Raw genomic sequence first — 25,360 nt, 5'->3', positions numbered from 1 at the left:
TGATTCAACCTGCGGGATCAGCTGGAGCCGGGATACACGGTCCTCCGGGACGCGCGCTCGCGGACGGCTTCGCGCGCGAGCGCGTCGGCGCGCTCGTTGAGCAGCACGCCCGCGTGCCCGGGCACGTACACGAGGCGCGCGCGCGGCCGCTGCGCGAGCACGCCGCGCAGCGAGGCGATGAGCTCGGCGTTCGCCTTCGCCTTCCACCCCTTCTGGAGCACGCCGATCGAGTACTGGCTGTCGGTGTGGATGACGATGGGCCGCTCCGGCTCGTCCACCTCCTCGAGCGACCGGAGGATGGCCGTCAGCTCCGCGATGTTGTTTGTCGCGGTGCCGAGGAACTCGCTGCGCTCGATCCGCCGGCCGCCGTCGATGATCACCACGCCGAGCCCCGCGGGCCCCGGGTTCCCCGAGCACGCGCCGTCGGCGTAGGCGATGACGGCCCCTTCCGGGACAGGCGCCGCGGCGGTCGCCCCCCGCGCCGAGGCCTTGCGCTGCCCGCGCGCCGCCCCGGCGGCCGGCGCCGGAGCGCCCGCGCCCCCCTCGGGCTGCTCGCCGGCACGCGCCTTCACGACCGGCTCGGCCGGGCCGCAGGTGTCGTCAGGCAGCACCTTCGGGTCGGCGATGGTCAGGTTCTCCGGGCGCGCCTTGTACTTGCGGCCGTCGTGCGGCTTGTAGCGGATCTCGACACCGCCCCCCTCCTCCGCGAGGAGAGCCCCCGCGGCATCAGCGCGGGCATAGACGGATTGACCTCGAAGCGATGCGCGAACCCAGGGCACGCGCGCACCCTGGCATGGATCGGGAGCCGGCGGTACGGGAGACCCGACCCCCCGAGCGCGCCGGACCTGACCGGACGGGCGCGACCAGGCGCACGCCGCGGCACGGTCACCGGTCGATGCGGGCGCCGCCGCGCGGTCACCTGTCGATGCAGAGGGCGAGGGACCACGCGCTCAGCGTGCCCGAGTCGGTCCCGGCGTCGTCCCCGACCCGGAGCGTCCACGTGCCGTTCGCCGATCCGGACAGGAACGCCGCGAACGACGCCTCCGGGCGGAAGCACCCGCGGAAGGGCGCACTGCCCGCCGCGACCGGGATCGCGCAGCCCATGTCGAACACGGTCCCGCGGTAGTTGTCGCCGGAACCCCCGTTGTCGCTCGAGACATCGACCGTCGTGCCCGCCGGAGAGGTGAGCGAAATATCGACGTCTCCGTCGAACGAATGCGTGATGTCGACCTCGAGCGTCACACGCCGGATCGCGCCGCTCGCGCCGACCGAGAGGACGCTGGCGGCGACCGCGCGATCGTTGATGGGCTTGGGCACGTCCGTGGACGACTGCACCCACAGCACCTGCCCCGGCGAGCAGCCGCCCACGGCCGCGTCGCAGCCGAGCGCGCAGTCCGGGTCGGCGCAGTCCGTCTCGCCGTCGAGGTCGTCGTCCTCCGCGTCGCCGCAGTCGCGCTCCGTGGCATAGGTGCACACGCTCGGCGTGCCCCGGCACGTGTACCTCGCCTCCACGACGCAGGCCGCGCTGCAGCCGTCGCCGCTCGCCCTGTTGGCGTCGTCGCACCCCTCGACGCCGGCCCGCACGAACCCATCGCCGCACCGCGCGGCGCGGCACGTGATGGGGCAGCCGTCGGCGCTGTCGGCGTCGCCGTCGTCGCACTCCTCGCCGGACCGGATCACGCCGTCGCCGCAGCCCTCGATGAGGCACCCGGGGCTGCACCCGTCTCCGGCGTTCTGGTTGCCGTCGTCGCACGCCTCGACGCCGGTGCGCACGAACCCGTCGCCGCACGCGGCCCGCGCGCAGCGGGTCGTGCACGCGTCGGTGTTGCTCGCATTGCCGTCGTCGCACGCCTCGACCCCGGCCTGCAAAAACCCGTCGCCGCATGCGGCCGCCTCGCACGTCGCGAGGCACGCGTCGGTGTTGCTCGCGTTGCCGTCGTCGCAGCCCTCGCTGGCCGCGTTGACGACCCCGTCGCCGCACGCGGGCGCCGCGCACGTCCCCTCCGCGCCGCAGACATGGCTCAGGCAATCGCGCCCGGCCGCGCAGCGCATGCCGGCGGCGCACCCGACGCACGACGGCCCGCCGCAATCGATGTCCGTCTCGTCGCCGTTCCGGGCGACGTCGGTGCACGACGGCAGGCACGTCGTCCCCGAGCACCGGCCGCCCAGGCAATCGCCGTCCGCCGCGCACGCCTTGCCGGTGGCGCACGGCGAGCACGCCGGCCCGCCGCAGTCGACGTCCGTCTCCGCCCCGTTCGTCGCGCCGTCGGTGCACGAGGACGCGCCGCACCTCCCGTCCCTGCAGATCCCGCTCCGGCAGTCCGCGTCGGCGAGGCACGCCGCCACGTCGGCGCACGGCGTGCAGGCGGAGCCCCCGCAATCGACGTCGGTCTCCGCCCCGTTCATCACGCCATCGCCGCAATCGGGCGCCACGCACCTGTTCCCGACACAGAGGTTGCTCAGGCAATCGCCCGCGGCGAGGCACTCGACGCACGCGCCGTTTCCGTCGCAATAGCGCCCTCCGGACGGATCGAGCCCTCCGCACACCGTGGTGGCCGGCGCCGGCGGGTTCTCCGGCGCGCCGCCGATGCAGACGTCGGCCGAGCACGGGTCTCCATCGGAGAAGGCGTCCTGCTCGTCCTCGAGCTCGATCACGGCGCCTCGCCCGTCGCAAACGCGCTTCTTGCAGTCGCCCGGGACCTGCTCGGCCACGGGCTTCCCCTGCGGCGCGGGGTCGAGGCCGCACAGGCCGCCCTCGCAGGTGCGTCGCTGACACGCGCTGTCGGTCCCGGGACATTCCGCGGCCACGCTGCACGGCGCCCCGGCCCCTCCGCCCTCGCCGTTCCCGCCGTTGCCACCGTTCCCGCTGTCCCCGCCGTTCCCGCCGTTCCCGCCGTTCCCGCCGTTCCCGCCGTTCCCGCTGTCCCCGCCGCCCTCGCCGTTCCCGCCGCCGCCGGCCTCCGGACCCGACGGATCCCGGGGACGATCGCAGCCGGCCGCGGTCATGGCAGCGGCGAGGACGAGCGACGACAGGAACCTCATGAACGGAGCGCTTCTGAAGAGGTCCTCTGGCACTGGCACCTCGATCTCCTCCGCGGTTCGCGGGAGCGGCGATGTCACTCAAGGATCGATCCAGGCCTGACGGACACGCGCGCGGGCTCGATCCTCAGCGCACTAGACTGATATGGAATCGAGAAGACGCCAGCCACCGAGCTCGCGACATGCCTGTGAGACCGTGCGGACATTCACACCCCGGCGCGCGGCCAGGGCGGCGAGCGTGCGTTGAGTCCACCGCACCGTCGTCCAGCAGGATACGCTGAAGCGGTCGTATGCCGTCCGGTGCCGACATGCACGAAGGTGTGGCGCTCGCCGCGCCACGCGCGGACGCTCCGCGCCCTGTGCGAGACCTGGACGCCGTCGCCCGAGGTCCCGGTCGCGATCCAGCAAGCCACGCGGAGCCTGCTCGCCGCGTTCGGCTTTCCCGAGCCGCCCGAAGGCTGGGACGAGCTGGAACCCCCGCCGGAGGTGCCGCCCGAGCCCGAGGACCCAGACCCCCGCCCGCCGCCGACCGAAGCGGAGCTGGCGGCGCGACCGCACCCGTTTAGCTTCGGCGTGGCCAGCGGGTGGTGCCAGTATCTCGGGTCACCCAGGATGGTCGCGAAGATCTCACCCGCGGATCTCCGGCTTCCGGCGCTGGGTCACCTCGACAACCTGCTGGCTCTGTTCCGGACCGCGCGTAGCAAGCACGCCGAAGGGCGCGCCTATTTTGCTACGCTGATCCAACGTCTTGAGACCTTGCGCGCGCTCTGCGAGGCGTGGGATGGCGCCGAGGCGCCGCCCGCGCGCGTGCAAGAGGTGGCGCGCGCGGTGCACATGCAGCTCCAGCACAAGAGCGATCCGCGCGAGTACGACGCGTTCGAGGAAGACGCCGATCCGGTCTGCTTGACGATCCCCAAGGTGCGGAGCGCGTAGATACCGGAGACCCCCGCGCGAGCCGGGCGCCCGTCGAGCACATTTTCGTCGCGTCGAGCGGATTGCCTCCGGCAGCGACCTCCACGTAACTTCCCCGGACCCGCGCGCGCCGCTTCCGGCGCGCGCCGTTATCCAGGAGGTCGGTTCATGCCCAAGCAACCTGTGCAAGACCCCACGGACGTCGATCAGCTCTCGGCTGTTCAGATCGAGGAACGCGTCGAGAAGACGCTCCAGCACATCGAGGCCATCAAGGCGCTCTGGCCTGGTCTCGAGCGGCTCGAGGAGGGCCGGCGCACGCGCAGCGTCGGCCGTAGCCTCGGCGTGCTGGGGCCTCCGCTCGCCAAGCTGTTCGCGCTCTTGCGACCCAAGGACGGCAAGGACAGCGCGCTTGCGAGATCGTTCCACGTGCTCGGGGACCAGGACGACGGCGATGATCCAGAGCGGTTCGAGGTGGAGCTGCTCGAGCGGCGCATGAAGCGCGCCGTGGCCGAGCAGAAGGTCGCCGACGCGCTCGAGGACCTGGCGCGCCACCTCGACGACGACGCCCTCGCCACCGGCGAGATGGTCATCGGTCCAGGCCTCGCCGCGCTCGACCTGGCGCGCACGATCGCCCGCCAGAACGCGAGCTTCCGCGCCATCCTGGCGCCGGTCCTGGACGACTTCCGGGCGATGACCAAGCAGGCGCGCAAGGGGAAGAAGCCCGAGGCGCCGAGGCCCGAGCCGCCGGCGCCCGAGCCGATCTGACGGCGCCGCGGACTCGTCCAGGTGGCCCCGCCCTCGCTCCTCCAGCAGAGCCGGAGGAGCGAGGGCAACCGGGCTCAAACATCGCCCTCCCGCGCCGCACGACGAACAGGGTCTCCTCGGACCTACCGACGTGGCTCAGATCCATGTCACAGCTCGTCGCAGCTCCGTGTCAGAGCTCCGTGTCACAGCTCGTCACAGCTCCCCGCCGAGCCATCTGTAGTGCCGCGTCGGATCGGTCGGTCCCCGGCCGACGTCGGCAATGAGGCCTGCCTCCATGAGGGCCTTGAGGTCTCGCTGGAGGGTGCGGCGCGCGACGTCGGGCAGTAGCTTCTCGCAGGCCGCCAGGGAGAGCTTCCCCTCCCCGAGAAAGGCCGCGACGAGGCTCGCTTGGCGAGGGTTGAGCTTCTTGGCCGTCGCGACGACGTCGGCGCGGATCGCCTGCTCGCCCTTGGACTTCACCTGCTGGAGCTGCGTCGAGAGGCCGGTCACGAGATACTCGAGCCAGCCGGTGAGATCCAGGTCCGCCTGGCGGACTCCCTGCAAGGCCGCGTAAAACGCTGCACGGTCGCAGTCGTAGTACTCGCTGTTCGTGAAGAGTCGCTTGAAGTCGTAGCCCCACGGTAAAGGCAGAGCGTCGAGAGCAGCCGCGAGGTGCGCCCGTTGCCGTCAACGAACGGGTGGATGTGCACGATCAGCAGCTGCCGCGCGTCGTCCGCGTCTGCGCCGCTGACGGCCTTTCCCGCCCAGAGCTGCTCGGCCTGCTCGATGCTGAGCTGTGTGCCCTCGATGTGCGTCGTGTGGTGCGCCTCGAGCAGGAGCGCGCACTGGCTCATTCACCGCACCCAATCCTCGGAGAGCGTGACCGCCTCGAGGAAACCGCGGGCGCGCTCGATCGTCGTGAGGGCGCCCGTGATGTGGTTGGTGATCGTGAAGCGCGGGACGAAGGAGGTCATCCCACCTCCTCGGCGCGCGGCCAGTCCTCGGGGACGAGCTTCTCCCCCCCACGCCAACGCTGCACGACCGCCTTCCGGTACCACTCTTCTCCAAGGTCAGCGTGCTCGGTGATGATCACTTGGAGCCCTGGCGCGACTTCCGCGACGGCATCGAACACCAGCCGGAACATCCTCGAGACTGCCAGGCGATCATCTTCGGAGACGAGCGCCATGGATCCCTCGACGTCCTTCTCCGGAGGAAAGTAGACCTGCGAAGGCTGATCGAGGAACAGGAAGTGCGGCACAGGCCTGGAGCGCTGGGTGAACCACTGGTGCAGGGCCAGATGGGCGATCAGGTGATACCCAACCCAGTTTTCGCCGCTGCCCATGCGCTCCATGGGAACAGCACCGTCGAGAGTGTCTGCGACCACGGTGAGCTTCTTGAGGTCAAGCCTCAGAGGCGACGACGAGTGCTCGAGGAAGAGCTCGCGAGCCCACTTGGTCATCCGCTCGCCCAGCAGGAACGTTATCGACGCGAGCCGCTCTCGTATGCGCTCATCGCTGAGCTCCTCCTCCAGCAGCTGGCACTTCGCCCGCAGCGTCTCCGCCTGCTCCTCGAGTCCCTTCGTGTCGGGGACGTCCGGCATGCTCTCGAGGTAAAGGCTGATCCGACCGAGGACATGTGCCTTGCGGGCGGTGTCCGTCTGAGCTTCGGACACGCCTGCGTTGGCGACGCGAACCGCCTCCATCTGGGCACGGTTCTTCATGAGCGATTGCTGAACGCTCTGAAGGCGTTTCTCCAGCTCACCGATGGCGTGCTCGATTTGAGGTTCCACGCGCGCCACTGATTCCAGTCTCACGGAGACCTCGGCTAGCGCTCCTCGGATGCTCGCAACCGAAGGAGGCGTGCGTTCGGCGGGAAGATCCTGCGAGCACAACGGACACGAGTGCCCCGGCGTTGCTCCATCGAAGATGCCAATCGTCGCCAGGCGTGCTCGCTGCTCGTCCGCCTCGCGAGAGAATCCCTTCTCGTCCTTAGCGAAGGAACGTGCCGCATCGATTTCGGCTCGGATCCGGCGCTGTGCTTCAAGCAACTCGGCCCGCTCGGTCGACAGCCGGCGATGCTCGGAGCCCTCCGGCACAGTTACGTCGACGTTCGCGAGCGGCGTCTGAGCGACCAGACGGAGCGCCGCCACGGTCCCTTCCCACGACGTGGGCACGGCGCTCGTGAGTCCAGCGTCCCTGGCCTGTGCGATGAGCCCATCACCCTTGCTCACGCCATCGCCGCGCAGCGCTGCGATTTCGGCAAGACGTCGTTCGATGAAGCGGAGCTGGTCACGGAGACGGCGCAGCTCCTCCTGCTTCCGAACGTGGTCATCCTCGACGGCGCCCAAGAGATACGGAATCGTGTCCTTGAGCGCCTGAGCGAAGAACGTGTCGTCGGCTCCGTGGAACAACTGCTGGCGCCTGATGATCTCGTCCTGTCGCTGGAAACAGAGCGCCAGGGCGTGGCGAACCGTCGCCGACAGCGACGGCCTCTTCTGACCGGGGGGCGTCTCGTGCAGATTGTCCCGAATGCCGACCCATGACGTGAGTAGGGCGATGGCGCCCTTCGCGTTCGTCGTCTGGCGAAGCTCGTCGCTTGCCGGCAGCTCGACGGTACTTCCCGTCTGTACGAAGAAGTCCTCGCTCGATGCTCCCTTCGCGGGGCACCGACGGGCGATGAACGCTTGCCCCATAGAAAGCTGGAGGCGAACCCCGAACCACGCAACACGCTGCTGGATCGGCCCGTGAGGAACGCGACAAACGCTGCTCCCAAAGCAGTAGTCGACGATGTCGATGAGGGCCGACTTGCCGGTCTTCGACGCGCCAGTTACGACGTTGACACGGCCCGCATTGAGCGGAAGGACACGTTGGCGTCCGTCATGGCTGTAAAGAACGATGTCGAGCAGCTGGATGCTCATGGACGCACTCCCAGAAGAGCCATCACGGTTTCGGATCGTCCGGCCTTCTCAAACCACTTTCCGAGGAACTCTGCGCGCTTGGCGCACGTCCGAACCTCGTCGCTCGATGCCTTGAGCGCGGTCGTGACGTGCTTCTTAAAGGTGCTGTTCGCGCGGACCCCGTCGACTCCCAACGCAAGGAAGCCGTGCATGCCGCCGAAGAGCATCGCCTCCTTGGTGAACGGACCGAGGGAAGCAGCTCGCTCTCCGATTCGTACACGGACCAGCGGCGCTTCAGTGAGCCACGCAGCGAGAGATGTGGTCGTGGAGCGAGGGAGCATCTCGCGAGTTTCACGATGGAGCACGAGCGGAAGCACGAGGAACGAGAGATCGATCGGCAGCGCCGAATCGCGCTCGGACGCATACCCTGACGCCGAATGCCACAGGAGCGCAGCGCAGAAGCTCGGATTGAGCAAGCTGCGTTCCTCCGGCGATCTCACGCTCCAGGACATCATCATCCTGCCTCACCTCCCTCGGTGGCGAAAAGTGACGCAAGACGGTCTCGGAAGTCCGGGTGCCATCCAACCCTGGGCTCGTCCGCGAGCATGTGGAGCGAACCGCGAACAACAAACGGCTCCGTGACGCCCGGCCGGATTGCAATCGTCGCCCGCTCAGCCCATTTCAAGACCTCTCGGGCAGCCTTGCACTTCGCACTCTCGGCGGCGGTGGCGTCGACGTCGTCCTTCATCGCTTCGAAGACCAGCTCCCACTCGTCCACGAGCCTTCGCTCATAGCGAGACAGGTCACCAATATGCAGAAGGTCATCGCGCAGCCAGCGCGAGCGCTGCTCGAATGCTCGATAATAATCCCGAATGGAGGCGGCGATTCGCCTCTTGCCTGCCTCGACGATCTCGAGCTGACGAACGAAGGTCGCCCCCGCGTGCGACGCACACGTGTACTCGTCGAGTTCGAACGCCAGTAGATCTTCGTCGATCGGAAGCGCATCCTGCTTGAACTGCTCGCGCAGGTCCGACATCTCCGCTTCTATCTCGTCGCTGAGAATGCATGTGACGTCCCCCGCCGACGCGAGTTGCTTGACCACGCGTCGAAACCACCAGCCTTCCAGTCGCTTCAAGAAAACATCCAGGTGCTTGGGCTGGGCCGACCAGAAAACCTCCTTCTTGAGATCGTCTTCGATGGCGAGTACGTCGGGTGCCCGATCGAGCACGATAACGCGGTCCAGGATGCCCCGACGCTCCGCGGGCGTCACAGCGAGGAAGGCCCTGTATGCGGGCGCGTTCGAGCTGCTCTCAGACGAGCGCGCCGTGGACTCCATGAGCGCCAGCGCCTTACCCACGTCGCGGCCCTCGACGCGGAGGTAGGCCGCGGCCGAGCCCTTCGGTGCAGTGCCGGTGGTAAGGAGATGCAGTTCGGTCCCCGCAGGGATCTGCTCCGATGCGTGTCCCTCGAACCAAACCCGCATCGACTTCCAGAGGTCGGCGCTCGCGTTGGTCAGGGACGCTTCGCGATTCAGGTGGTGCTTCGTCTGGAGTAGCTCCAGTGGCGCGCCGCCCTTCGTCTCGAACGAGACGTCGTCGAGCGTCTCGAGGGACACGAGGAAGCCATCGCCCGCCTTTGCTCGGCGCAGCGACCACAGGAGCCCCACGCGCACCTGGTAGAGGTACCCGAGCGCCGAATCCGTTGCCGAGAACGTGGTAGTCGTCATTGCCCACTGCCCCTACGGCCCGGGAAGCCGCACCTTGTACTCGGAGCGAGATATCCGTCGGTCATGGCCCCACCGCCGTCATCGTTGCGCCCCCATGGTGCGTCACTCGCGGGCGGCAGCGGATCTCGACCCCTCCCTTGGTGAAGGCCTCGTCGGTCGCCTTGCTCGACCAGATGAAGGCCTCGGCGGGGCAAAGGTTGGCCATCCTCCCACGAGACGGAGCGCTCGCGAGGCGTGCCGAGGAAGGCGGCTGCGTCGAGCGTCGGGATCGAGGGCGCACGCTCGTGACCTTACCCGATCCTCGGGATCATGGCACCGGTCCAGCTCGTTTCATCGGGAAGGACGCGCGAAACGACTGGCTGCCGCGCCGGCCGGCTCAGCGGACGACTTTGGCTGCCGCTGGCTCGCCCGCGAACGCCTCCGACCCGCCGTAGCCGCCCGCCGATCGCCATGGGTATGCCCCTTGCGGCTCTCGCCGCGGTCGACGATGGTGGACGCGGGGCGGCGTCGGCCCGCCGCGCGCATGGGCACGGGACGACGCACGGTCCGCTCGGCCTCGGGGGCGGTCACCACGCGCGTCTCGCGCGGCAGGTGACCGGGAAGCGGCGCGCGTCCACGCCGCCCCCGCGGCGGTGACGAGCCGGAGCTCGGGCGCGATCTCGTCAGCCGGCGGCGAGATCGCGTCCGGAACCGGCGGTTCGTGATGGTCATCTACACTGGGAGAAGGCCGGAATGCCCAGCGAGCCAAGGCGGTGCCTTTCCCGCATCGGGCGAGCACCGCGCAACCGGCCCCTCTTCTTGCTGAGCGATTTACTCGGCTGCCATCACGTGAGGCGATGCCATCGCGGCGGCCCCGCCGAGCAGTCCCAAGGCTGCGGCAACGAACCAGCACAGCCATTGTGAGCGAGACCAGGCCGGACGCCTTTGTACGCGTCCGATCCGGGCGAGCACGTAGTGTACTCCCACTGCCACTATCGCAGCAGCCACGGAGCGACCCCCGACGCCTCGCAGGGTGAACACTCCGCCCGTCGCGGACACCAGTGCGTCACAGGCGAATGCAAACCCAAATGCGCTCAACAGCAGCCCGAGATCCAAGCCCCGGCTGCTATCGGGCAGCGGCGCCATGACACCTTGTCGACGAGCTTCGAGGGCCCCGGCGAGAGCACGCCCATCGGCCTTCCGATTGCGCCACGCCACGACAACGTAGTGAGACACCGCGACCGCAACGGCTGCGATACCTGTCAGCAGCGTGGCAGCGTATACGATGACGACGTTCAACTTCGCCTCCTAACAGTTGGTGATGATGGCGTCGATGCTCAGGACTTCTGCTGCCCCGGCACCGATCGCGCCACCGATTACGCGTGCCTTCTCTGCGAAGGTGGTCGCGCCAACCAGCAATCTGGCTGCCTCGCGCACCCCACCGACGGCGATCACGAACTTGCGGAGCTTCACGACCTTCGCCGCAGGAACCGCCACGCTGACAACCACGACTGTGATGGCCGCTGCGCACTTTGTCACCTTCCAAGCATCGCTGTCTCGCTCAAGAGATGCGGTCGTGCTCGAGCTCGAAACAGCGTCCATGGTCTCCCCGGCGACCATGATCTCCATCGTCGGCTCATCCTCCCGGATTTCTGCATGTGCGGTTGCAGGCAACGCCGCAAGCGACAACGCAAGGTACCACGGATGTCGGACAACGCACTTCTTCGCCATGATCCCCCCTATCGCATGACCGGATTTTGCCCTGAAAGCAGCCGCACGCACTCGTGAACATAGTGCGTGCCGAGTAGACGTCGACAGTCGACTCACGAGCTGCTGGACATCGTCGCCATCGCTACCCTCGGCATAATCCGCGGGGCGGAGGGCTGGGACGACTTTGCCGTCTTCGGCGAGGGCAAGCATGGCTGGCTAGAGACGTTCCTGGACTTCCGCAGGCATCCCGAGGATGACCAAGGAGAGCGCGCTCGCCAGGTCGTTCCACGGGCTCGGCGAGCAGAAAGACAGGAATGCCTCCGAGCGGTTCGAGGTGGTGCTGCTCGAGCGGCGCCTGAACCGCGCCCTGGCCGAGCAGAAGGTCGCCGACGCGCTCGAGGACCTGGCGCGCCACCTCGACGACGACGCCCTCGCCACCGCCGAGACCTCATCGGGCCGGGCCTCGTCGCGCCCGACCTGGCGCGCACGATCGCCCGCCAGAACGCGAGCTTCCGCGCGGTCCTGGACGACTTCCGGGCGATAACCAAGCAGGCGCGCAAGGGGAAGAAGCCCGAGGCACCGAGGCCCGAGCCGCCGGCGCCCGAGCCGATCTGACGGCGGCGCGCGCTCGCCCAGGCAGCCCCGCTGCCCCGACCTGGCACCGCAGCGACTGGTGAATCCGCCTACCTTCGATCCCGGCGCTGCCGTCCGTCGACCTAGACCGAGGTTCATGCTCCGCCGCGCGGGGTATCCGGCGATGCCTCGCGAGGTACCCACCGGTGCCTCGCCAGGTACCCGCCGGTCCCTCGCCAGGCATCCGCCGGTACCTCGCCAGGTACCCACCGGTGCCTCGCCAGGTACCCACCGGTGCCTCGCCAGGTACCCACCGGTCCCTCGCCAGGTACCCGCCGGTACCTCGCCAGGTACCCGCCGGTCCCTCGCCAGGTACCCGCCGGTCCCTCGCCAGGTACCCGCCGGTCCCTCGCCAGGCATCCGCCGAGCCCCGCCCGTTCAGCGGCGGGGCAGCCTCGTCAGTATTCGACGTCCTGCTGGAAGACGAGCTCCGAGGACGGCGACCCGGCACTGACGTTCTGCTCGAGGCTGATGACGAGCTCGAACCGGGTGAGCGGCACGCTCACGTCCTTGAGCTTGCCCGTGCGGGCATCGGCGTCGAAGTTGAGCGCGCCGACCCGCTGCCAGGGCGTTTTGCTGTCCGGGCGGGCCCAGACGACGTAGGCGGAGCTGCTCGAGTCGAGGCGCTCGGGCGGCGGGAGGTTCTTCGCGGTGATGTCGAGGCGGGTCATCGCCGCGTCGAAGTTGACGTCGGCCACGATCACGGCGTCGGCGCCCGGCGCCTTCCCCATGCCCTGCGGCGTGTAGCGCAGCGGGCCGCCGCAACCCGCCATCATCGCGCACGCAAACGCCACGACAGCGAGCCGCAGCACCTTGGAAACATGTCCTCTCATCTCGGTAGCTCCTCCTTCGTCCCTCTGCTGCGGGCCAAGACGCCTCGCGAGCCGCCGGCACCGGCCGGCGGCCAAAACTGCCGCGGCATCATAGCCGCTTTCGACGGCGCCGACGGCGCTCGCCGACGCAGGACGGCGGCCTGACGCGCTGGGCAAGCCGGCCGCTCCGCCGCCCCGCGCGCCTCGTTAACAGCACGGCGCCCGCAGGACAACAGCGCGGCGCCCGCAGGACCGCGGCGGGGCCCGGCCGGGTGGTGCAGTCAGTTGAACATGAAGGCGGGAAGGCGGGAAGAAAACCTGAATGATCTTCCCGCCTTCCCGCCTTCATGGGGAACCTCTCTGGGCAAATGACAGCACCCCCCGGCCGCCAGGCAGGCGGCGCATCGCCGGCGAGCGCGGCACGCGCGACAAGGTGTCCCCGGGTCGGCGAGCAAGGTGGACGGATCGCATGGCGAAGCGCCGGCCATAGACTAAAGTCTCGAAATCGAGATGGATTTGGCACACACACGGCTCGGAGCGCGGGGCGACCGCTGGGCGACCTCGAGGGGGATCCTGGACGTCCGCACGCCCGCGTTCGACGTCGTGACGCGGCGCTTCGAGGGGTACGCGACGCTCGAGCTCATCGAGCCCGCGGTCCGGCACGTGGAGGCCCTCATCGACTCGGGCCTGCATCCGATCGTGTTCGACGATTTCGAGCTCGGCACCGGCTATGACAGCGACGTCCGGGCCAAGCTCACGGCGTGGCACCTGCGGAACCCCGGCAAGCTGAAGGAGGTCCATATCCTCGTGAAGCCGGGGCTCGTCGCCATGGGCGTCACCGTCGCCAACCTCGCCACGGGCGGTCGCTTCAACATCTACACCGATCGCTCGGCGTTCGAATGGGCGCTCGCGGGCGTGCTGACGACGAGGATCACGGCGGGACCCGCCTCGTCGGTGCGCATGCCGTCCCCGCGCTGACGAGCGCCCCCGGCGACGCGCGGGTGGATCGCGCGCCGCCGACCCGCGCTCACGGGTGCTGCACGACCCCGTTCGACGGCACATTCCTCGAGCCGAGCGTGATCTCGCTCATCCGGCTCGGGTGCTTGCCTTCAATGCCATCGTAGTAGCGGCGAATCGTCGCCATATCGGCGTCGATGTCGCCCGTCGGGTGGAATACGTGGAGGATCCCGCCGCGCTTCTTGGAGAAATCGAGGTATCCGAGGAGGATCGGGACGCCGGCGCCGAGCGCCACGTAATAGAAGCCCGTCTTCCAGCGCTTCGTGCGCGAGCGCGTGCCCTCGGGCGCGATGATCAGCGTGAGCTCGTCGCTCTGCTTCAGCACGTCGGCCACGGCCGCGACGAGGTTGTTGCGGTCGCGGCGGTCGACGGGGACACCGCCGAGCCACCGGAAGAAGAAGCCGTAGGGCGCCTCGAAGAGGGTGTGCTTGCCGAGCCAGGAGAACTCGAGGCCGAGCGCGTAGCTCACCGCGAGCGTGAACGGGAAATCCCAGTTCGACGTGTGGGGCGCGGCGATCAGCACCGCCTTCGGCGGGAGATCCGCCACGCCCTCCACACGCCAGCCGAATACGGACAGCCAGGTGTGGGCGACAAACCGGCGAATGGCGCGGCGGGAGGCTGAAAAACTCGGGGCAGCGGCGCTCGGCATAGAGGACCTCGACGGTAAGCAGCCGGAGATTCGTCGTTGCCCGACCGGATGTCACGTCACGCTTCCGTCATCCACGCCGCGGCCGTGCGCGCGTGAAACGCAGCGCGGCGCGCACGGACGCAGCGCGGCGCGCACGGACGCAGCGCGGCGCGCACGGACGGACATGACGGCGCGCGCCGCGCTGCGCGCTCAGCGCCGCTCGAGGCCGTGCGGCTTGCCCTCGCCGTAGCCGGACAGCGTCTGCACCCCGATGACGGCCTTGTCGTGGAGCTCGTCGAGGTTCGCGGCGCCGGCGTAGGTGCACGCCGACTGCACGCCGGTGATCATCTCGATCAGGATGGCGCCGACGCTCTCGCGGCCGTCGTGGATGTAGATGCGCGACGTCGAGATGCCCTCGCGGAAGAAGACCTTCTTGGCGCGCTCGAACGGGTCGAGATCGGCGGTGCGCTCGCTGACCGCGCGGGCGCTCGCCATGCCGTAGTTCTCCTTGTAAAGCAGCCCATCGCGGTCCTCCATCACGTCGCCCGGGCTCTCGTAGGTGCCGGCGAGGGTCGTCCCGACCATGACGCGCGAGGCGCCGGCGGCGAGGTAGAGCGCGACGTCGCGCGGGTGACGGACGCCGCCGTCGGCCCAGACGCGCTTGCCGTGGCGGCTGGCCTCGCGGGCGCACACGCGCACCGAGGAGAACGTCGGCCGGCCGGCGCCGGTCTGCATGCGCGTCGTGCACATGGCGCCGGGGCCGACGTTCACCTTCACGATGTCGGCGCCCGCGTCGATGAGGTCGCGCGTGCCCTCCGCCGTGCAGACGTTGCCGGCCACGAGCGGGACGGCGTCGCCCGTCGCCCGCCGCACCGCGCGGACCGCCTCGATCATCCGCCGCTGGTGGCCGTGCGCCGTGTCGAGCACGATCGCGGAGACGCCGATCTCGATCAGGCGCGCGGCGCCCTGGGCCGCCTGCGCGGAGATGCCGATCGCCGCGGCGACCATGAGGTCGCCGCGGTCGTCGAGCGTCGGCCTGAGCAGCTCGAGGCGCACGGCGTCGTCGCGGGTCAGCACGCCGTGGAGCCGCCCCTCCTGGTCGAGCACGGGCACCGCCTTCACGCGCGCGTCCTCCATCAGCAGGAACGCGGTCCGGTTCGGCGTGCCCGCCTGGATGGTGATGAGGCGCGACGACATGAGCGCGGACGCAGGCGTGTACTGGTCGCGGTTGCGCAGGTCGGCGTGGGTGACGATGCCGATGGGGCGGCGCTCGTCGTCGACAACGACCACCAGGTCGTGCGACCGCTTCCGGATGATGCCGTGCACGTCGCGGAGCGTCGCCCGCGGCGAGACCGAGAGGGGCGTGTCGTACCGCGGATCGGCGCGCTTGATGTGGCGGACGATGCGCTCGACCGTGTCGAGATCCATGTCCTGCGGGAGCACGCCGAGGCCGCCGAAGCGGGCCATCGTCTCGGCCATCCGCTTGCCGGTGACGGCGTTCATGTTCGCCGAGACGATGGGGTGCGAGCCGCCGGGGAAGTCCGTCGGGCGCAGGTCGGTCTCGAGGCGGGAGCCGCCGGCGAAGTAGCCGGGGGTCAGGAACACGTCTTCGAGGGCAAGCTCCAGGCTCTCGTCACGCTCGGGGTGGAGGAAGCGCATGCATGGCTCCGATCAAGGGGGGTCGCGCCGCGATGGCGGCGCGACCCGACAGTCTAGTGCCGGTGGCCCAGGCCCGTCGCCGATTGCGCGGGAGGTCCTCCGAGGGCCTACCGATCGGATGGAGACCGGCAGGCACGACGGGCGACGTCGGGCGACGCGGCGATGACGCTGTCCAGGACCGCGGCGATCCGGGCGGCGGCGGCCTCGGACGAGAGCTCGCGGGGCGGCGGCGCAGGGACCGGCAGGGCGCCCGTCTCCCGGAAGCGCGCGAGGTGGCGCGCGAGCGCCGCGGCGAGGCCCTCGACGTCGGCCGGCGAGACGCGGGCGTTGTCGTCCCGGTGCGCGAGCAGCTCGTCGACCTCGGGGCTCGCCGCGGCGCTGACGATCGGCATGCCCGACGCGGCGTAGTCGTAGGTCTTCGCGGCGATCCGCAGCACGACGCGGGGGGCCACCACGGTGAGCAGCACGTGCGCCCGCCGCAGCTCGCCCATCACGTCGCGCTGCGGGATCGGCGGCAGCATCTCGATGTACGGGGTGAGCCCGAGCCGCTCGAAGCGGTCGCGATCGTAGGCGGACGTGCGGCCGATCTGCCGCAGGACGAGGTCGCCGGGCGCGAGCCGCTCGCGGTCGATCAGCCGCCGCAGCGCGGCCCCGATCGCGTCGGCCGAGGTCTCCTCCCGCAGCGTGCCGAGGTGGAGGATGACGAAGCTGCGCGGCGGCTCCGGCGCAGAGGCCGGCGCGTACAGCGCGAGATCGAAGTGGTTGCGCACGAAGGACGACTTCGTCGCGAGCTCGGGGAACCGCGCGCGATAAGCCTCGAGAGCGCTCCTCGTGTTGAGGATCACGTGGTCGGCGCCCGCGAGCCAGCGGCGCTCGATGCGCGGCACGAGGGCGCGCCGCGCCCGCTCGGCCAGGCCGGACGGGGGGCCATGGCCGCTCTCGTGCAGCGACCACGGGTCGCGCAGGTCGAGCACGAGCGGGACGCCGAGCGCGCGCTTCACGTGGAGGCCCACCGGGCAGGCCGAGAACGGGCCGGCGCTCACCACGACGGCCTGCGCGCCGGCGCGACGGGCGAGCGAGACGGCGACGCGCGCGGCGTGGGGCGCGTGCAGGATGCAGCGATCGGTGAGCGCCCGGAACGGGCGGAGCCCCACGAGCGGGCCCCCGGGTCGCGCCCGGCGCGGGACGCGCGCGCGCAGGGCGGCGAACGCCGCCTCGGCGGCGAGGACGGCCGGGTCGAGGTACGCATCGGCGACCTCCACCTCGGGCGGCAGCGCCGCGAGGAGCCCGTCGTCGCGCGCATCTCCGGGGAAGGTCGCGGACAGGACGACGGGACGGAAGCCGTGGCGCGGCAGGTGCCGCGCCAGCTTCACCCAGCGGAACGCGCCCACGCTCGTCTGCGGCGCGAAATAGGGCGAGATCAGCAGGAACGGGCGCACGGTCGGGGGATCCATCGCAACGTGCCAGGCGCTCGGGCGCTCAGGCGTCACGCGGCGGCCCGTCGCCGGCGCTCGTCCCGCGGCCGCGGCCGAGCAGGTCCGCGTAGAGCGCGAAGAGCGCGTCGAAGTGGTCGTCGCTCGCGGGCAGCCGCTCGCCCGCGGCCCGGGCCGCCGCGGCGCGCTCGCCCCGGGGGCGCTGCAGCACGCGCTCGATCGCGGCCGCGACCTCGGCGGCCGAGGCGCGCGGCGGGTACGCCTCGGCGGCGCCGGGGCTCACGAAATCCGTCGCGGCGCCGGCCGCGGGGACGACGAGCGGCAGGCCCGAGCAGAGCGCCTCGCCCAGCACGAAGCCGAACGTCTCGGCGGCCCCCCCGTGGACGAACACGTCGGCGCTGGCGAGCAGCGCCGCGTAGGTGGCGCGGTCCTTCGCGAAGCCGAGGAAGCTCACCTGCGGCAGGCCGGCCGCGCGCCGCTCGAGGCGCGCCCGCTCCGGCCCGTCGCCCAGCACCACGAGCGCCACCGGGCGCCGCGCCGCGAGCTCCCGCGCGGCGTCGATCACGAGCGCGACCCGCTTCTCGACCGCGAGCCGGCACGCGACGAGCAGCAGCGTCGCCGACGGGTCGTCCGCGAACCGGCCGAGCAGGCTCCGCCGCAGCGAGGGGTCCGCGCGCGAGGGGTCGAACGACTCGCGCCTCACGCCGAAGGTGACGCGGTGGACGCGCTCGCAGCCGTGCGCGCGGAGCTGCTCGGCGATGAACGTCCCCGGGGCGATCGTCGCGTCGAACCGCCGCGACAGGGCCCGCGGCCAGGCGAACAGCGCGCCCTCCAGCGCGCGGGCGACCGCGCGCGGGCGCACCCGGTCGAGCAGCGGCGCGGCGTACGTGCTGATCTGGTCGGAGTGGTACACGAACGTGCGGAGCGGGACCGAGCGCTCGGTCGCCGCGACGAGCGCGGCCGTGTACGGCGCGCTCGCCTGCAGCACGTCGGGGGCCTCGCGGCGGATGATCGCGCGGACCGCGCCGAGCCGGAGGAGGGCGTGGTAGGTCGGGTCGTACGGCATCGGCGGGCCGGCCACCCGCACGATGCGGCCCTGCTCGAGCGGCACCACCTCGTCGCGCGGCCCGGGCGCCACGACGACGACCTCGTGGCCGCGCCGGCTGCCCTGGCGCACGAGCTCCTCGAGGTACGACCGCACGCCGCCCCCGCGCGACGAGAAGAACTCCGCGACGTCGAGGATCTTCATGAGTGGTGGCTCCCGCGGAAGAGGAGGCCGCCCCGCCACGCGCCCCGCATCTTCCCCGCGCGGTTCATGACATGGAGCAGCGCCGGCAGGAACAGGAGCGCGCTCGCCACGCACGCGATCTCGCCGCTCACCGCGACCCAGCCGAACGAGTTCAGCGCCTGGTTGTCGGCGAAGACGAGCGAGCCGTAGCCGAGCACGGTCGTGTAGCTGCAGAGCGCCACCGGCCCGGCCGAGCGCTTCACCGCGAGCGCCACGTCGCCGCCGAGCAGCCGCGCGCGGTCGAAGACGTTGAACGGGTACTCGGCGCCGATGCCGAACGTGATCGGGAGGGCGATGAAGTTCAGGAAGTTGATCTTCACGTCGAGCATGGCCATCGCCACCGCCGTCGCGAGCACGCCGAGCACGAGGGACGACAGGACCGAGAACGCCCCCATCAGGCTGCCTGTCGCGAGCACCACCACGACCGTGACGGCCAGGAACGACGCCGCCGTCGCCAGCGGGCCGTCGCGCTCCATCGACCGGATCATCTCGGCGAAGACCGTCGGCCTGCTCGCCGTCACGACCTGCGTCCCGTCGGGGAGGACCACGTTGCCGGTCGTGTTCGCCATGCGGAGGAGGTTCTTGCCGTTCGAGAACGAGACCTCGTTCTTGTACTTCACGTAGAACACCGTGCCCACGACCCCGTTGTTCTCCTCGAACCTGCGCCGGATGAGGTCGGGCAGATCCTGGGGCGTGATCACGCGCAAGGTCTCCGGCGGCTTCATGAGCAGGGCGCGCTCCCGCTCCTCCGGGGTCAGCGCCTTCAGCACGCGCGGGGTCAGCCGGTCGCGGATCCGCCCCAGGATCTCGATCTTGCGGCGCTGCTCCTCGGGCGAGCCGGGGAGGGCGTCCGCGATGGTCGCGACGTCGGCCACGAGCTTCCCTTGCGGGTCCTTCGCGTCGTTCACCAGGATCTGCGCCTTGATGGCCGGCACCTGCTCGGGGCTGTCGGCCAGCATCATCGCGCCCGCGACGTTCATCTTGCCGCCGAAGACCTCGGACGCCTTGCGCGACCAGCTCCCCGCGCCCTTCTCGCGCGAGCTCTTCGAGCCGAGGCGCGCGAAGTTGTACTCCCACGGGTCCCTCACGTACTCGGGGAGCTTCCACGCCGCGAGGAGCAGGGTGATCGGCGCCATGGCGAGGAGCACGACCGGCCACCGCTTCGTCACGCGGGCGAGCGCCCGCGCCCCGGGCCCGGCGGTGCCCTCCTCCGAGACGCGCGGCGGCGGATCGCGCAGCCAGCGCGGGAGCCTCGCCTGGATGCGCTCGATGGCGACCAGCGTCGCGGGCACGAGCGGCACGATGGAGGCCCACACCATGAGCATGCCGACGAAGCCGATCGTGCCGAACTGGCTGAACCCGCGGAAGTGCGTGATCGTGAGCGACCCGTACGCGATCGCCGCCACGCACGCCCCGACGAGCTCGGCCCGGAACGCGTTGACGACCGCCTCGCGCCGCGCCTCGTCCGCGGCCATGCCGCGCGCGCGGAAATCGCGGTACCTGGACAGGAGCACGATCGGGTAGTTGACGCCGTTGCCGACGATGATCGCCCCGAGGAACGCGCCGACCGTGTTGACGTAGCCGTAGGTCGCCGTCGCGAACGCGTACCCGGCGCTGGCGCCGAACGCCGTGGGCAGGAAGATCACGAGCAGCGACCAGGGCGAGCGGTAGTAGATCACCACGCCGCCGAGGATCAGCACGAGCGCGAGCGCGGTGGCCCACACCGCCTCGCTCACGAGCGACCGCTGCTCGGCGATCGCGTTCGGGATGTCGCCCGCGTACCCGACCTGCATGGCCGGGTGGAACTTCGCCGGGTCGAGGCGCCCGACGAGCGCGGTCACGTCGTCGAGGAGCTGGGCCGCGCTGCGATCGCCCATCCCGGCGCTCCGCGAGACGATGCGGATCCCGACCATGCGGCCGTCGGGCGTGGCGAAGTAGCCGCTCGGGAACTCGTCGATCTTCTTCAGCCGCCGCTCGAGCTCCGCCCAGGTCTCGTCGAGCGCCGTGCCCTTCTCGGCCGGCGCGCCCGCCGCCTGGCCCCCGCTCGCGCCGCCGCTCTCGCCCGCGTCCAGGTCGTCGATGAGGCCGCTCCGCAGCGCGATCTCGAGCTCGATCGCCTCGTCCGCCTGCTCGAGCTCCCGGACGCCGGCGTAGAGCCACTTGTTCTCGTCGAAGAAGCGGCGCACCTCCTTCGTGCCGGTCTCGACGTAGCGGATGAGCGACGCGGGCCCGCACGCCGCGCGGCACGCGTCGTCGGCGCACGCCGCGAGGCAGGCCGCGCGCCGCCGGAGCGGCTCTTCCAGCTGCTCCGAGAGCGCGTCGATGAACCGCTCGTTCGCGCCGCGCTCCGGCGACTCGGCGATCACGATGAGCTGCGCGCCGCCGTCCACGCGCTTGGCCTGGCGCTCGTACGCCATGAACGCCGGGCTGTCGCTCGGCAAGAGCTCCCGGAGCTCCGTGCGCAGCTCGAGCTGCGAAGCGTACCCCCATAGCCCTGCCATGGCGGCGATCGCGAGTCCGATCACGAGCCAGGGTCGGCGCCCGCTGAAGTCGACGAGCGCCCCGATCATCCTGAGGAGCATTGCGAAAGACACCTCGAGCCGGCGCCGCGCGGAGGGCGACGCCGGGCAGGTCTACCATGCGCGCCAGGCGCGCATGGTGGTCAATGGCTAGACGGACCTCATGCGCAGAACGACGGCTGGATGCCCTTCGGCCGCGGCGCCGCGGCCGGGCGCAGGTGACCGAAGGCGAACAGACCGCCGGTGAAGCCCAACCAGGAGCGGAAGTGACGGAAAGTCTCCAGCCACTGGAGCGCCTTCGGCCCGTCGACGAGCGGCCGGAGGCCGGACCCAGCAGCGTGCTCACGCGCGTTGACGAAGGCGTTCGCGATCATCCTCTGGACCACGAGCGGCGAGGAGCGCTCGCGCGCGCGCTGCGCGGCCGCGCTCCCGAGCCGCGCGGCGGCCTGCGGGTCGCGCGCGAGCGCGAGCGCGGCGTTGCCGAACGCGGCGTTCGCCTTGTCCTCGGGGAGCGTCCCGCGGCCCGGCTCGAGCAGCAGGCCGTTGTAGCCGCTCTGGATCTGCGAGCTCACGCCCATGCCGTCGGCGAACGCGACCGTCGGGGTGCCGCACCAGAGGGCCTCGCTGAGCACGTTGCCGAACGTCTCGCTCAGCGACGCGTGAAGGAACGCCGTCGCGTGCCGGTAATAGTCCGAGATGCGGCTGTACGGCACCTCGCCCGTCATGATCACCCGCCGGGCGACGCCGAGCTCGCGCGCCAGCGCCGCGTACGCCGCGCTGTCGGGCCCGTCGCCGACGAGCGTGAGCGTCGCCTGCGGGTGGTGCGGCGCGATGTGCTCGGCGAAGATGCGGATCAGCCGGTGCTGCGACTTCTCGCGCGTGTGGCGCCCGGCGCAGACGAAGCGCGGGCCGCGCGCGTCCAGCCCGCGCTCCTCGAGCATCGGCGCGTACGGGTCGGGGCCGAGCGGGCGATCGAACACGTCCTCCGGGACCATCCGCGGGATGACGTGGATGGGCACAGTCACCCCGCGTTCGCGCCAGTAGTCGCGCAGCCCCTCGCTCAGCACGACGAGCCCGTCGCCCTGGTTGTACAGGTCCACGAAGAGCCGCTCCATCGGGGCGCGCAGCGTCTTGTGGAGCACGGTGTGGACCGCGCCGATCCGGGACACGCGCTCCGGCAGGAGGACGTCGTACGCGGCCGCGAGGTGCGTCGTGTTCACGCAGAGCAGCGGGATGCCGCGCATCTTGCGGAGCCAGATGCCGAACTCGACGAGGAGCGTCGTGGTCTGGGCGAAGCAGATGTCGAAATCCCACCGCATCGGATCGAACACGAAGGACTCCAGGGGCATCGGCAGGTGCACCCCCGGATAGGTGCGCAGCGGCAGGCTGGGCAGGGCGATGGTGCCGGGCGGCATCTCGTCGGCCGAGGCGTCCGGATCCCGCGGTCCGATCAGTGTTGCCTGGTGACCACAGGTGTTGAGCGCGCGATACAGGGCCCGCGTCTGGAAGACGGCCCCGTTCGCGTAAGGAATGCGCGTGAAGTCGCTGAGGATGGCGACCTTGAGCGGTCGCCCGTTGGCTCCGGAGAGGGCAGCGAAGGGATTTTCGGGAAGCGCCGCCTGCGCCCTGACGAGGGAATGCCCTCCCCGCGCCGATCCGGTCGATGAAGTGTGGCGCACCGACGCGATCGCCTCGTGCTGTGCGCGATCGATCCGGTGCTCACCGAGCGGCCGTATTGCATCCATGGTCATCTTCGTTGCTCCTTCGAGAAGCGGCGCAGACCGCCGTCAACGACCGGTGCGCGCGGCGCAACGATCGATATGACGTTCATGTCGTGCCTCTGGCAGCCGTGTCGTTCCGCGCCCGCGAGCGCAGCCTGCCGCTGGCCACAGCATGCTGGCCACAGCAGCCATTCCTCGCCCTCGTAAGTCCGGGTCGGCGGGGACGTTTAGCAAACCCTGTGCCGATTTCACACCTGTCGTCGTCGCGCAAGTGCGAACGCGACGATGCACCTAGGCGATTCTGCGCGCCTCATCAAGCAGGGCGAGCACGGCCGATGGCGCATCCGGGAGCGTGCCCGCGAGGTCGACGCGCGCGAAGTCGCCTGCGCGGACGCGCTCGAAGAAGCGCGCCACGCAGCGCGACGAGAGCGACGCGAACGAGCGCGCGACGGCGACCCCGGCGCGCGCGGCCAGGCTCGCGTTGAGCGCCTGCTCGTGATCGTGCTCGGCGTGGAGGGCCAGCACGGGCTTGCCGGCGAGGACGCACTCGGCGAGCAGGTTGCTCCCGGCCGAGGCCACGACGGCGGAGGCGGCGGCGAGGTGGGCGAGGAAATCGCGGCTGTCGAACGGCATCGCCTGCACGCCGGGCACGCGCAGGTCCGGGTCGCCGAACGCGACGACGCGCCGCCCGCCCGCCGCGACGAGCTCGATCGCCGCGCGCGCGTTGCGATCGCGGAAGTAGCAGACGACCGCGCCGGGCGCGATCCCCTGCCCCGAGCCCGCGGGCGGCCGCCGCGGCGCCGGGCGCGCGACGATCGTGCGCGGCGCGGCCGGCTCGGCGGGCAGGAAGTGGACGGCGACCGCGTAGGTCCGCCGGGTGACGGCCCACGTCGTGCGGCGGCACGCGAGCCTCCGCAGGCGCGGCAGCTCCTCGGGGAGGCGGCAGCGCGAGAAGAGGAGGTCGTGGCCGAGCGCGACGGCGGGGATCCCGAGCGCGCGGGCGGCGAGCAGCGAGGGCACGTCCCCGTCGCTCAGGATGGCGTCGGGCCGGAAGCCCGCCTGCTCGACGATCTCCTTGGCGAGGCGGCGCGGGAGCTCGAGCACGCCCCCGAGGCCGGGGTAGATGGGCCGGACGAGGCGGTGCTCCGGCAGGGCGCCGAGCAGATCCGCCGCCTGGCCGCCGCCGTAGATCCTGAGCTCGTGGCCGCGCTCGCGGAGGGCCCCCGCGATCGCGAGCGCGCGGCTCGCGTGCCCGCGCCCGCGGCCGTGGACGTAGTAGCCGATCCTCGCCACGGGCCGATCAGAGCTCGATCTGCGCGCTCGGCACGGCGCGGATCTCGCGCGGGCGCCCGTCCATCATGACGCCGAAGCCGTCCAGCAGCCGGTTGTGGTGCGCGACGATCGCCGCCGCCGTGAGCGCCGGGCTGTCCGAGGTGCCGTGCGCGTCGGCGGCGAGCGTCACGCCGAAGCCGAGGGTCACCGCGCGCCGGCAGGTCGTGTCCACGCAGAACTCCGTCTTGCAGCCCGCGACGACGAGGTGCTCGACCCCGAGCCGCTCGAGGCGCCCGGCGAGCTCGGTCTCGAAGAACGCGTCGCAGGCGAGCTTGCGGACCCGCGCCTCGCCGTCCGCCGGCGCGATCGACGGGTGGATCTCCCACGCGGCGGAGCCCACCTCCCCCACCTCGTCGTCCTGCACGAAGATCACCGGCACGCCGCGAGCGCGGGCGCGCGAGAGGAGCCCTCCGATGCGCGCGAGCAGCCCGCTCGCCCCCTGCACGGGCGCCTCCCCGTCGAGGACGCCATTCTGCACATCGATGATCACGAGCGCGGTCGTCTGCTTCATTTCCGTTTCCCTCTGGCCCCCCGGGCGCCGGCGATTTCCTTCACCTGCTCGTACCGAAAGCAGCTCACGAGGTGGTCGTTGACCATCCCGGTCGCCTGCATGAGCGCATAGCAGATGGTCGAGCCGACGAACTTGAAACCGCGGCGCGCGAGATCCTTGCTGAGCGCATCCGAGATCGCCGTCTTCGCGGGGACCTCCGGGAGGGCGCGGAACGCGTTTACAACGGGCGCCCCGCCGACGAAACCCCAGAGGTACGCGTCGAAGCTGCCGTGCTCGCGCTGCACCTCCAGGAAGCGCTGCGCGTTGGTGACGGCCGACGCGACCTTGAGCCGGTTGCGCACGATGCCGGGGTTCGCGAGGAGCTTCTCGACGCGCGCGGGCGTGAAGCGCGCCACGCGGGCCGGGTCGAAGCCCGCGAACGCCTCGCGGTATGCCGCCCGCTTGCGCAGCACGGTGAGCCAGCTGAGCCCCGCCTGCGCGCCCTCGAGGATCAGCATCTCGAAGAGGGCGTGGTCGTCGTGCAGCGGCACGCCCCACTGCTCGTCGTGATAGGCGGCGTACTCTGGATCCGCGGTCACCCAAGGGCATCGCTCCGGCATCGCGCGGCACTGTAGCAGCCCTCCCTCCGGGCGATCCCACGGACCCACGAGATCCCGCGCCATCCCGCGTGACCGCGCGACGTGCGCTTTGACTCCCCGCCAGCGCAGAGCTCCAATGGGGCCAGCACCCTGGGCCGCGCCGCACCATGACCGCCTCGAGCAGCTCTCATCCGATGGGATCCCTGGGGTCTCGCGGCGCCAC

Annotated in this window: 22 protein-coding genes and 1 pseudogene; 5 read left to right on the top strand and 18 right to left on the bottom strand. The window is 70.9% G+C overall.

Features of this window, described 5'->3' with window-relative positions; genetic code table 11:
* Positions 1-17: 17 nt before the first annotated feature.
* Together WMF28_RS05590 and WMF28_RS05585 are read right to left on the bottom strand one after the other, a co-directional pair.
* Positions 18-779, bottom strand: a complete 762-nt coding sequence (locus tag WMF28_RS05590; protein ID WP_437601028.1) for a ribonuclease HI — start codon at positions 777-779, stop codon at positions 18-20.
* A gap of 136 nt (positions 780-915) precedes the next feature.
* Complete coding sequence (locus tag WMF28_RS05585; protein WP_437601027.1) at positions 916-3,042, bottom strand: DUF4215 domain-containing protein; 2,127 nt, start codon at positions 3,040-3,042, stop codon at positions 916-918.
* Between the two features lie 297 nt (positions 3,043-3,339).
* On the opposite strand from WMF28_RS05585, the gene WMF28_RS05580 reads away from it, so the two are divergent.
* Both WMF28_RS05580 and WMF28_RS05575 read left to right on the top strand, forming a co-directional pair.
* Positions 3,340-3,972 (top strand): hypothetical protein, encoded by a 633-nt coding sequence (locus tag WMF28_RS05580; RefSeq protein ID WP_437601026.1) that lies wholly within the window; start codon positions 3,340-3,342, stop codon positions 3,970-3,972.
* Between the two features lie 147 nt (positions 3,973-4,119).
* A complete protein-coding gene (locus tag WMF28_RS05575) occupies positions 4,120-4,716 on the top strand; it encodes a hypothetical protein (RefSeq protein ID WP_437601025.1) in 597 nt (198 codons plus the stop codon).
* Positions 4,717-4,908: 192 nt separating this feature from the next.
* On the opposite strand, the gene WMF28_RS05570 is transcribed toward WMF28_RS05575, so the two are convergent.
* The 6 genes from WMF28_RS05570 to WMF28_RS05545 form a co-directional block, all read right to left on the bottom strand.
* A complete protein-coding gene (locus tag WMF28_RS05570; RefSeq protein WP_437601024.1) occupies positions 4,909-5,259 on the bottom strand; it encodes a hypothetical protein in 351 nt (116 codons plus the stop codon).
* Positions 5,202-5,549 (bottom strand): Fic family protein, encoded by a 348-nt coding sequence (locus tag WMF28_RS05565; RefSeq protein ID WP_437601023.1) that lies wholly within the window; start codon positions 5,547-5,549, stop codon positions 5,202-5,204. Before WMF28_RS05565 ends, WMF28_RS05570 begins: the two co-directional genes overlap by 58 nt.
* Positions 5,550-5,665: 116 nt before the next feature.
* On the bottom strand, positions 5,666-7,612 hold the full coding sequence (locus tag WMF28_RS05560) for a DUF3732 domain-containing protein (RefSeq protein ID WP_437601022.1): 1,947 nt from the start codon (positions 7,610-7,612) through the stop codon (positions 5,666-5,668).
* Positions 7,609-8,109 (bottom strand): three component ABC system middle component, encoded by a 501-nt coding sequence (locus WMF28_RS05555; protein WP_437601021.1) that lies wholly within the window; start codon positions 8,107-8,109, stop codon positions 7,609-7,611. The genes WMF28_RS05560 and WMF28_RS05555 overlap by 4 nt, the downstream gene beginning before the upstream one ends.
* The gene (locus tag WMF28_RS05550; RefSeq protein WP_437601020.1) at positions 8,106-9,317 is read right to left on the bottom strand and encodes an ABC-three component system protein; all 1,212 of its coding nucleotides are present in this window, start codon (positions 9,315-9,317) and stop codon (positions 8,106-8,108) included. Before WMF28_RS05550 ends, WMF28_RS05555 begins: the two co-directional genes overlap by 4 nt.
* A gap of 1,287 nt (positions 9,318-10,604) precedes the next feature.
* Positions 10,605-11,027, bottom strand: coding sequence for a hypothetical protein (locus tag WMF28_RS05545; RefSeq protein ID WP_437601019.1), 423 nt, complete (start codon positions 11,025-11,027; stop codon positions 10,605-10,607).
* Between the two features lie 66 nt (positions 11,028-11,093).
* On the opposite strand from WMF28_RS05545, the pseudogene WMF28_RS05540 reads away from it, so the two are divergent.
* Both WMF28_RS05540 and WMF28_RS05535 read left to right on the top strand, forming a co-directional pair.
* A pseudogene (locus tag WMF28_RS05540) lies at positions 11,094-11,207 on the top strand (hypothetical protein); the annotation flags it as partial.
* 52 nt (positions 11,208-11,259) lie between these two features.
* On the top strand, positions 11,260-11,550 hold the full coding sequence (locus tag WMF28_RS05535; RefSeq protein WP_437604395.1) for a hypothetical protein: 291 nt from the start codon (positions 11,260-11,262) through the stop codon (positions 11,548-11,550).
* Positions 11,551-12,037: 487 nt separating this feature from the next.
* Here the strand turns inward: WMF28_RS05535 and WMF28_RS05530 are convergent, their stop codons facing one another.
* On the bottom strand, positions 12,038-12,472 hold the full coding sequence (locus WMF28_RS05530) for a hypothetical protein (protein ID WP_437601018.1): 435 nt from the start codon (positions 12,470-12,472) through the stop codon (positions 12,038-12,040).
* A 489-nt stretch (positions 12,473-12,961) separates the two neighbouring features.
* Between WMF28_RS05530 and WMF28_RS05525 the strand changes: the two genes are divergently transcribed.
* Complete coding sequence (locus WMF28_RS05525; protein ID WP_437601017.1) at positions 12,962-13,429, top strand: hypothetical protein; 468 nt, start codon at positions 12,962-12,964, stop codon at positions 13,427-13,429.
* A gap of 49 nt (positions 13,430-13,478) precedes the next feature.
* On the opposite strand, the gene WMF28_RS05520 is transcribed toward WMF28_RS05525, so the two are convergent.
* From WMF28_RS05520 to WMF28_RS05480, 9 genes are all read right to left on the bottom strand, one after another.
* Positions 13,479-14,015 carry a lysophospholipid acyltransferase family protein gene (locus WMF28_RS05520; RefSeq protein ID WP_437601016.1) on the bottom strand — a complete coding sequence of 179 codons (537 nt, stop codon included), beginning with the start codon at positions 14,013-14,015 and terminating at the stop codon, positions 13,479-13,481.
* Between the two features lie 291 nt (positions 14,016-14,306).
* A complete protein-coding gene (locus tag WMF28_RS05515; protein ID WP_437601015.1) occupies positions 14,307-15,755 on the bottom strand; it encodes a GuaB1 family IMP dehydrogenase-related protein in 1,449 nt (482 codons plus the stop codon).
* A 107-nt stretch (positions 15,756-15,862) separates the two neighbouring features.
* Entirely contained in the window at positions 15,863-17,209 is a 1,347-nt protein-coding gene (locus WMF28_RS05510; protein WP_437601014.1) for a glycosyltransferase, read from the bottom strand.
* Between the two features lie 25 nt (positions 17,210-17,234).
* Positions 17,235-18,437 (bottom strand): glycosyltransferase family 4 protein, encoded by a 1,203-nt coding sequence (locus WMF28_RS05505; protein ID WP_437601013.1) that lies wholly within the window; start codon positions 18,435-18,437, stop codon positions 17,235-17,237.
* The gene (locus WMF28_RS05500; RefSeq protein WP_437601012.1) at positions 18,434-21,058 is read right to left on the bottom strand and encodes an efflux RND transporter permease subunit; all 2,625 of its coding nucleotides are present in this window, start codon (positions 21,056-21,058) and stop codon (positions 18,434-18,436) included. Before WMF28_RS05500 ends, WMF28_RS05505 begins: the two co-directional genes overlap by 4 nt.
* A 98-nt stretch (positions 21,059-21,156) precedes the next feature.
* Complete coding sequence (locus tag WMF28_RS05495; protein ID WP_437601011.1) at positions 21,157-22,746, bottom strand: glycosyltransferase; 1,590 nt, start codon at positions 22,744-22,746, stop codon at positions 21,157-21,159.
* 261 nt (positions 22,747-23,007) lie between these two features.
* On the bottom strand, positions 23,008-24,009 hold the full coding sequence (locus WMF28_RS05490) for a glycosyltransferase family protein (protein WP_437601010.1): 1,002 nt from the start codon (positions 24,007-24,009) through the stop codon (positions 23,008-23,010).
* 7 nt (positions 24,010-24,016) lie between these two features.
* Complete coding sequence (locus WMF28_RS05485) at positions 24,017-24,559, bottom strand: cysteine hydrolase family protein (protein ID WP_437601009.1); 543 nt, start codon at positions 24,557-24,559, stop codon at positions 24,017-24,019.
* Positions 24,556-25,158 carry a DNA-3-methyladenine glycosylase I gene (locus WMF28_RS05480; RefSeq protein ID WP_437601008.1) on the bottom strand — a complete coding sequence of 201 codons (603 nt, stop codon included), beginning with the start codon at positions 25,156-25,158 and terminating at the stop codon, positions 24,556-24,558. Before WMF28_RS05480 ends, WMF28_RS05485 begins: the two co-directional genes overlap by 4 nt.
* Positions 25,159-25,360: the final 202 nt, after the last annotated feature.

The organism is Sorangium sp. So ce590 (assembly GCF_051521365.1).
Taxonomy (GTDB): domain Bacteria; phylum Myxococcota_A; class Polyangia; order Polyangiales; family Polyangiaceae; genus Sorangium.
The sequence above is the reverse complement of the archived record's forward strand: the minus strand, read 5'-3'. Positions and strand labels throughout refer to the sequence as shown.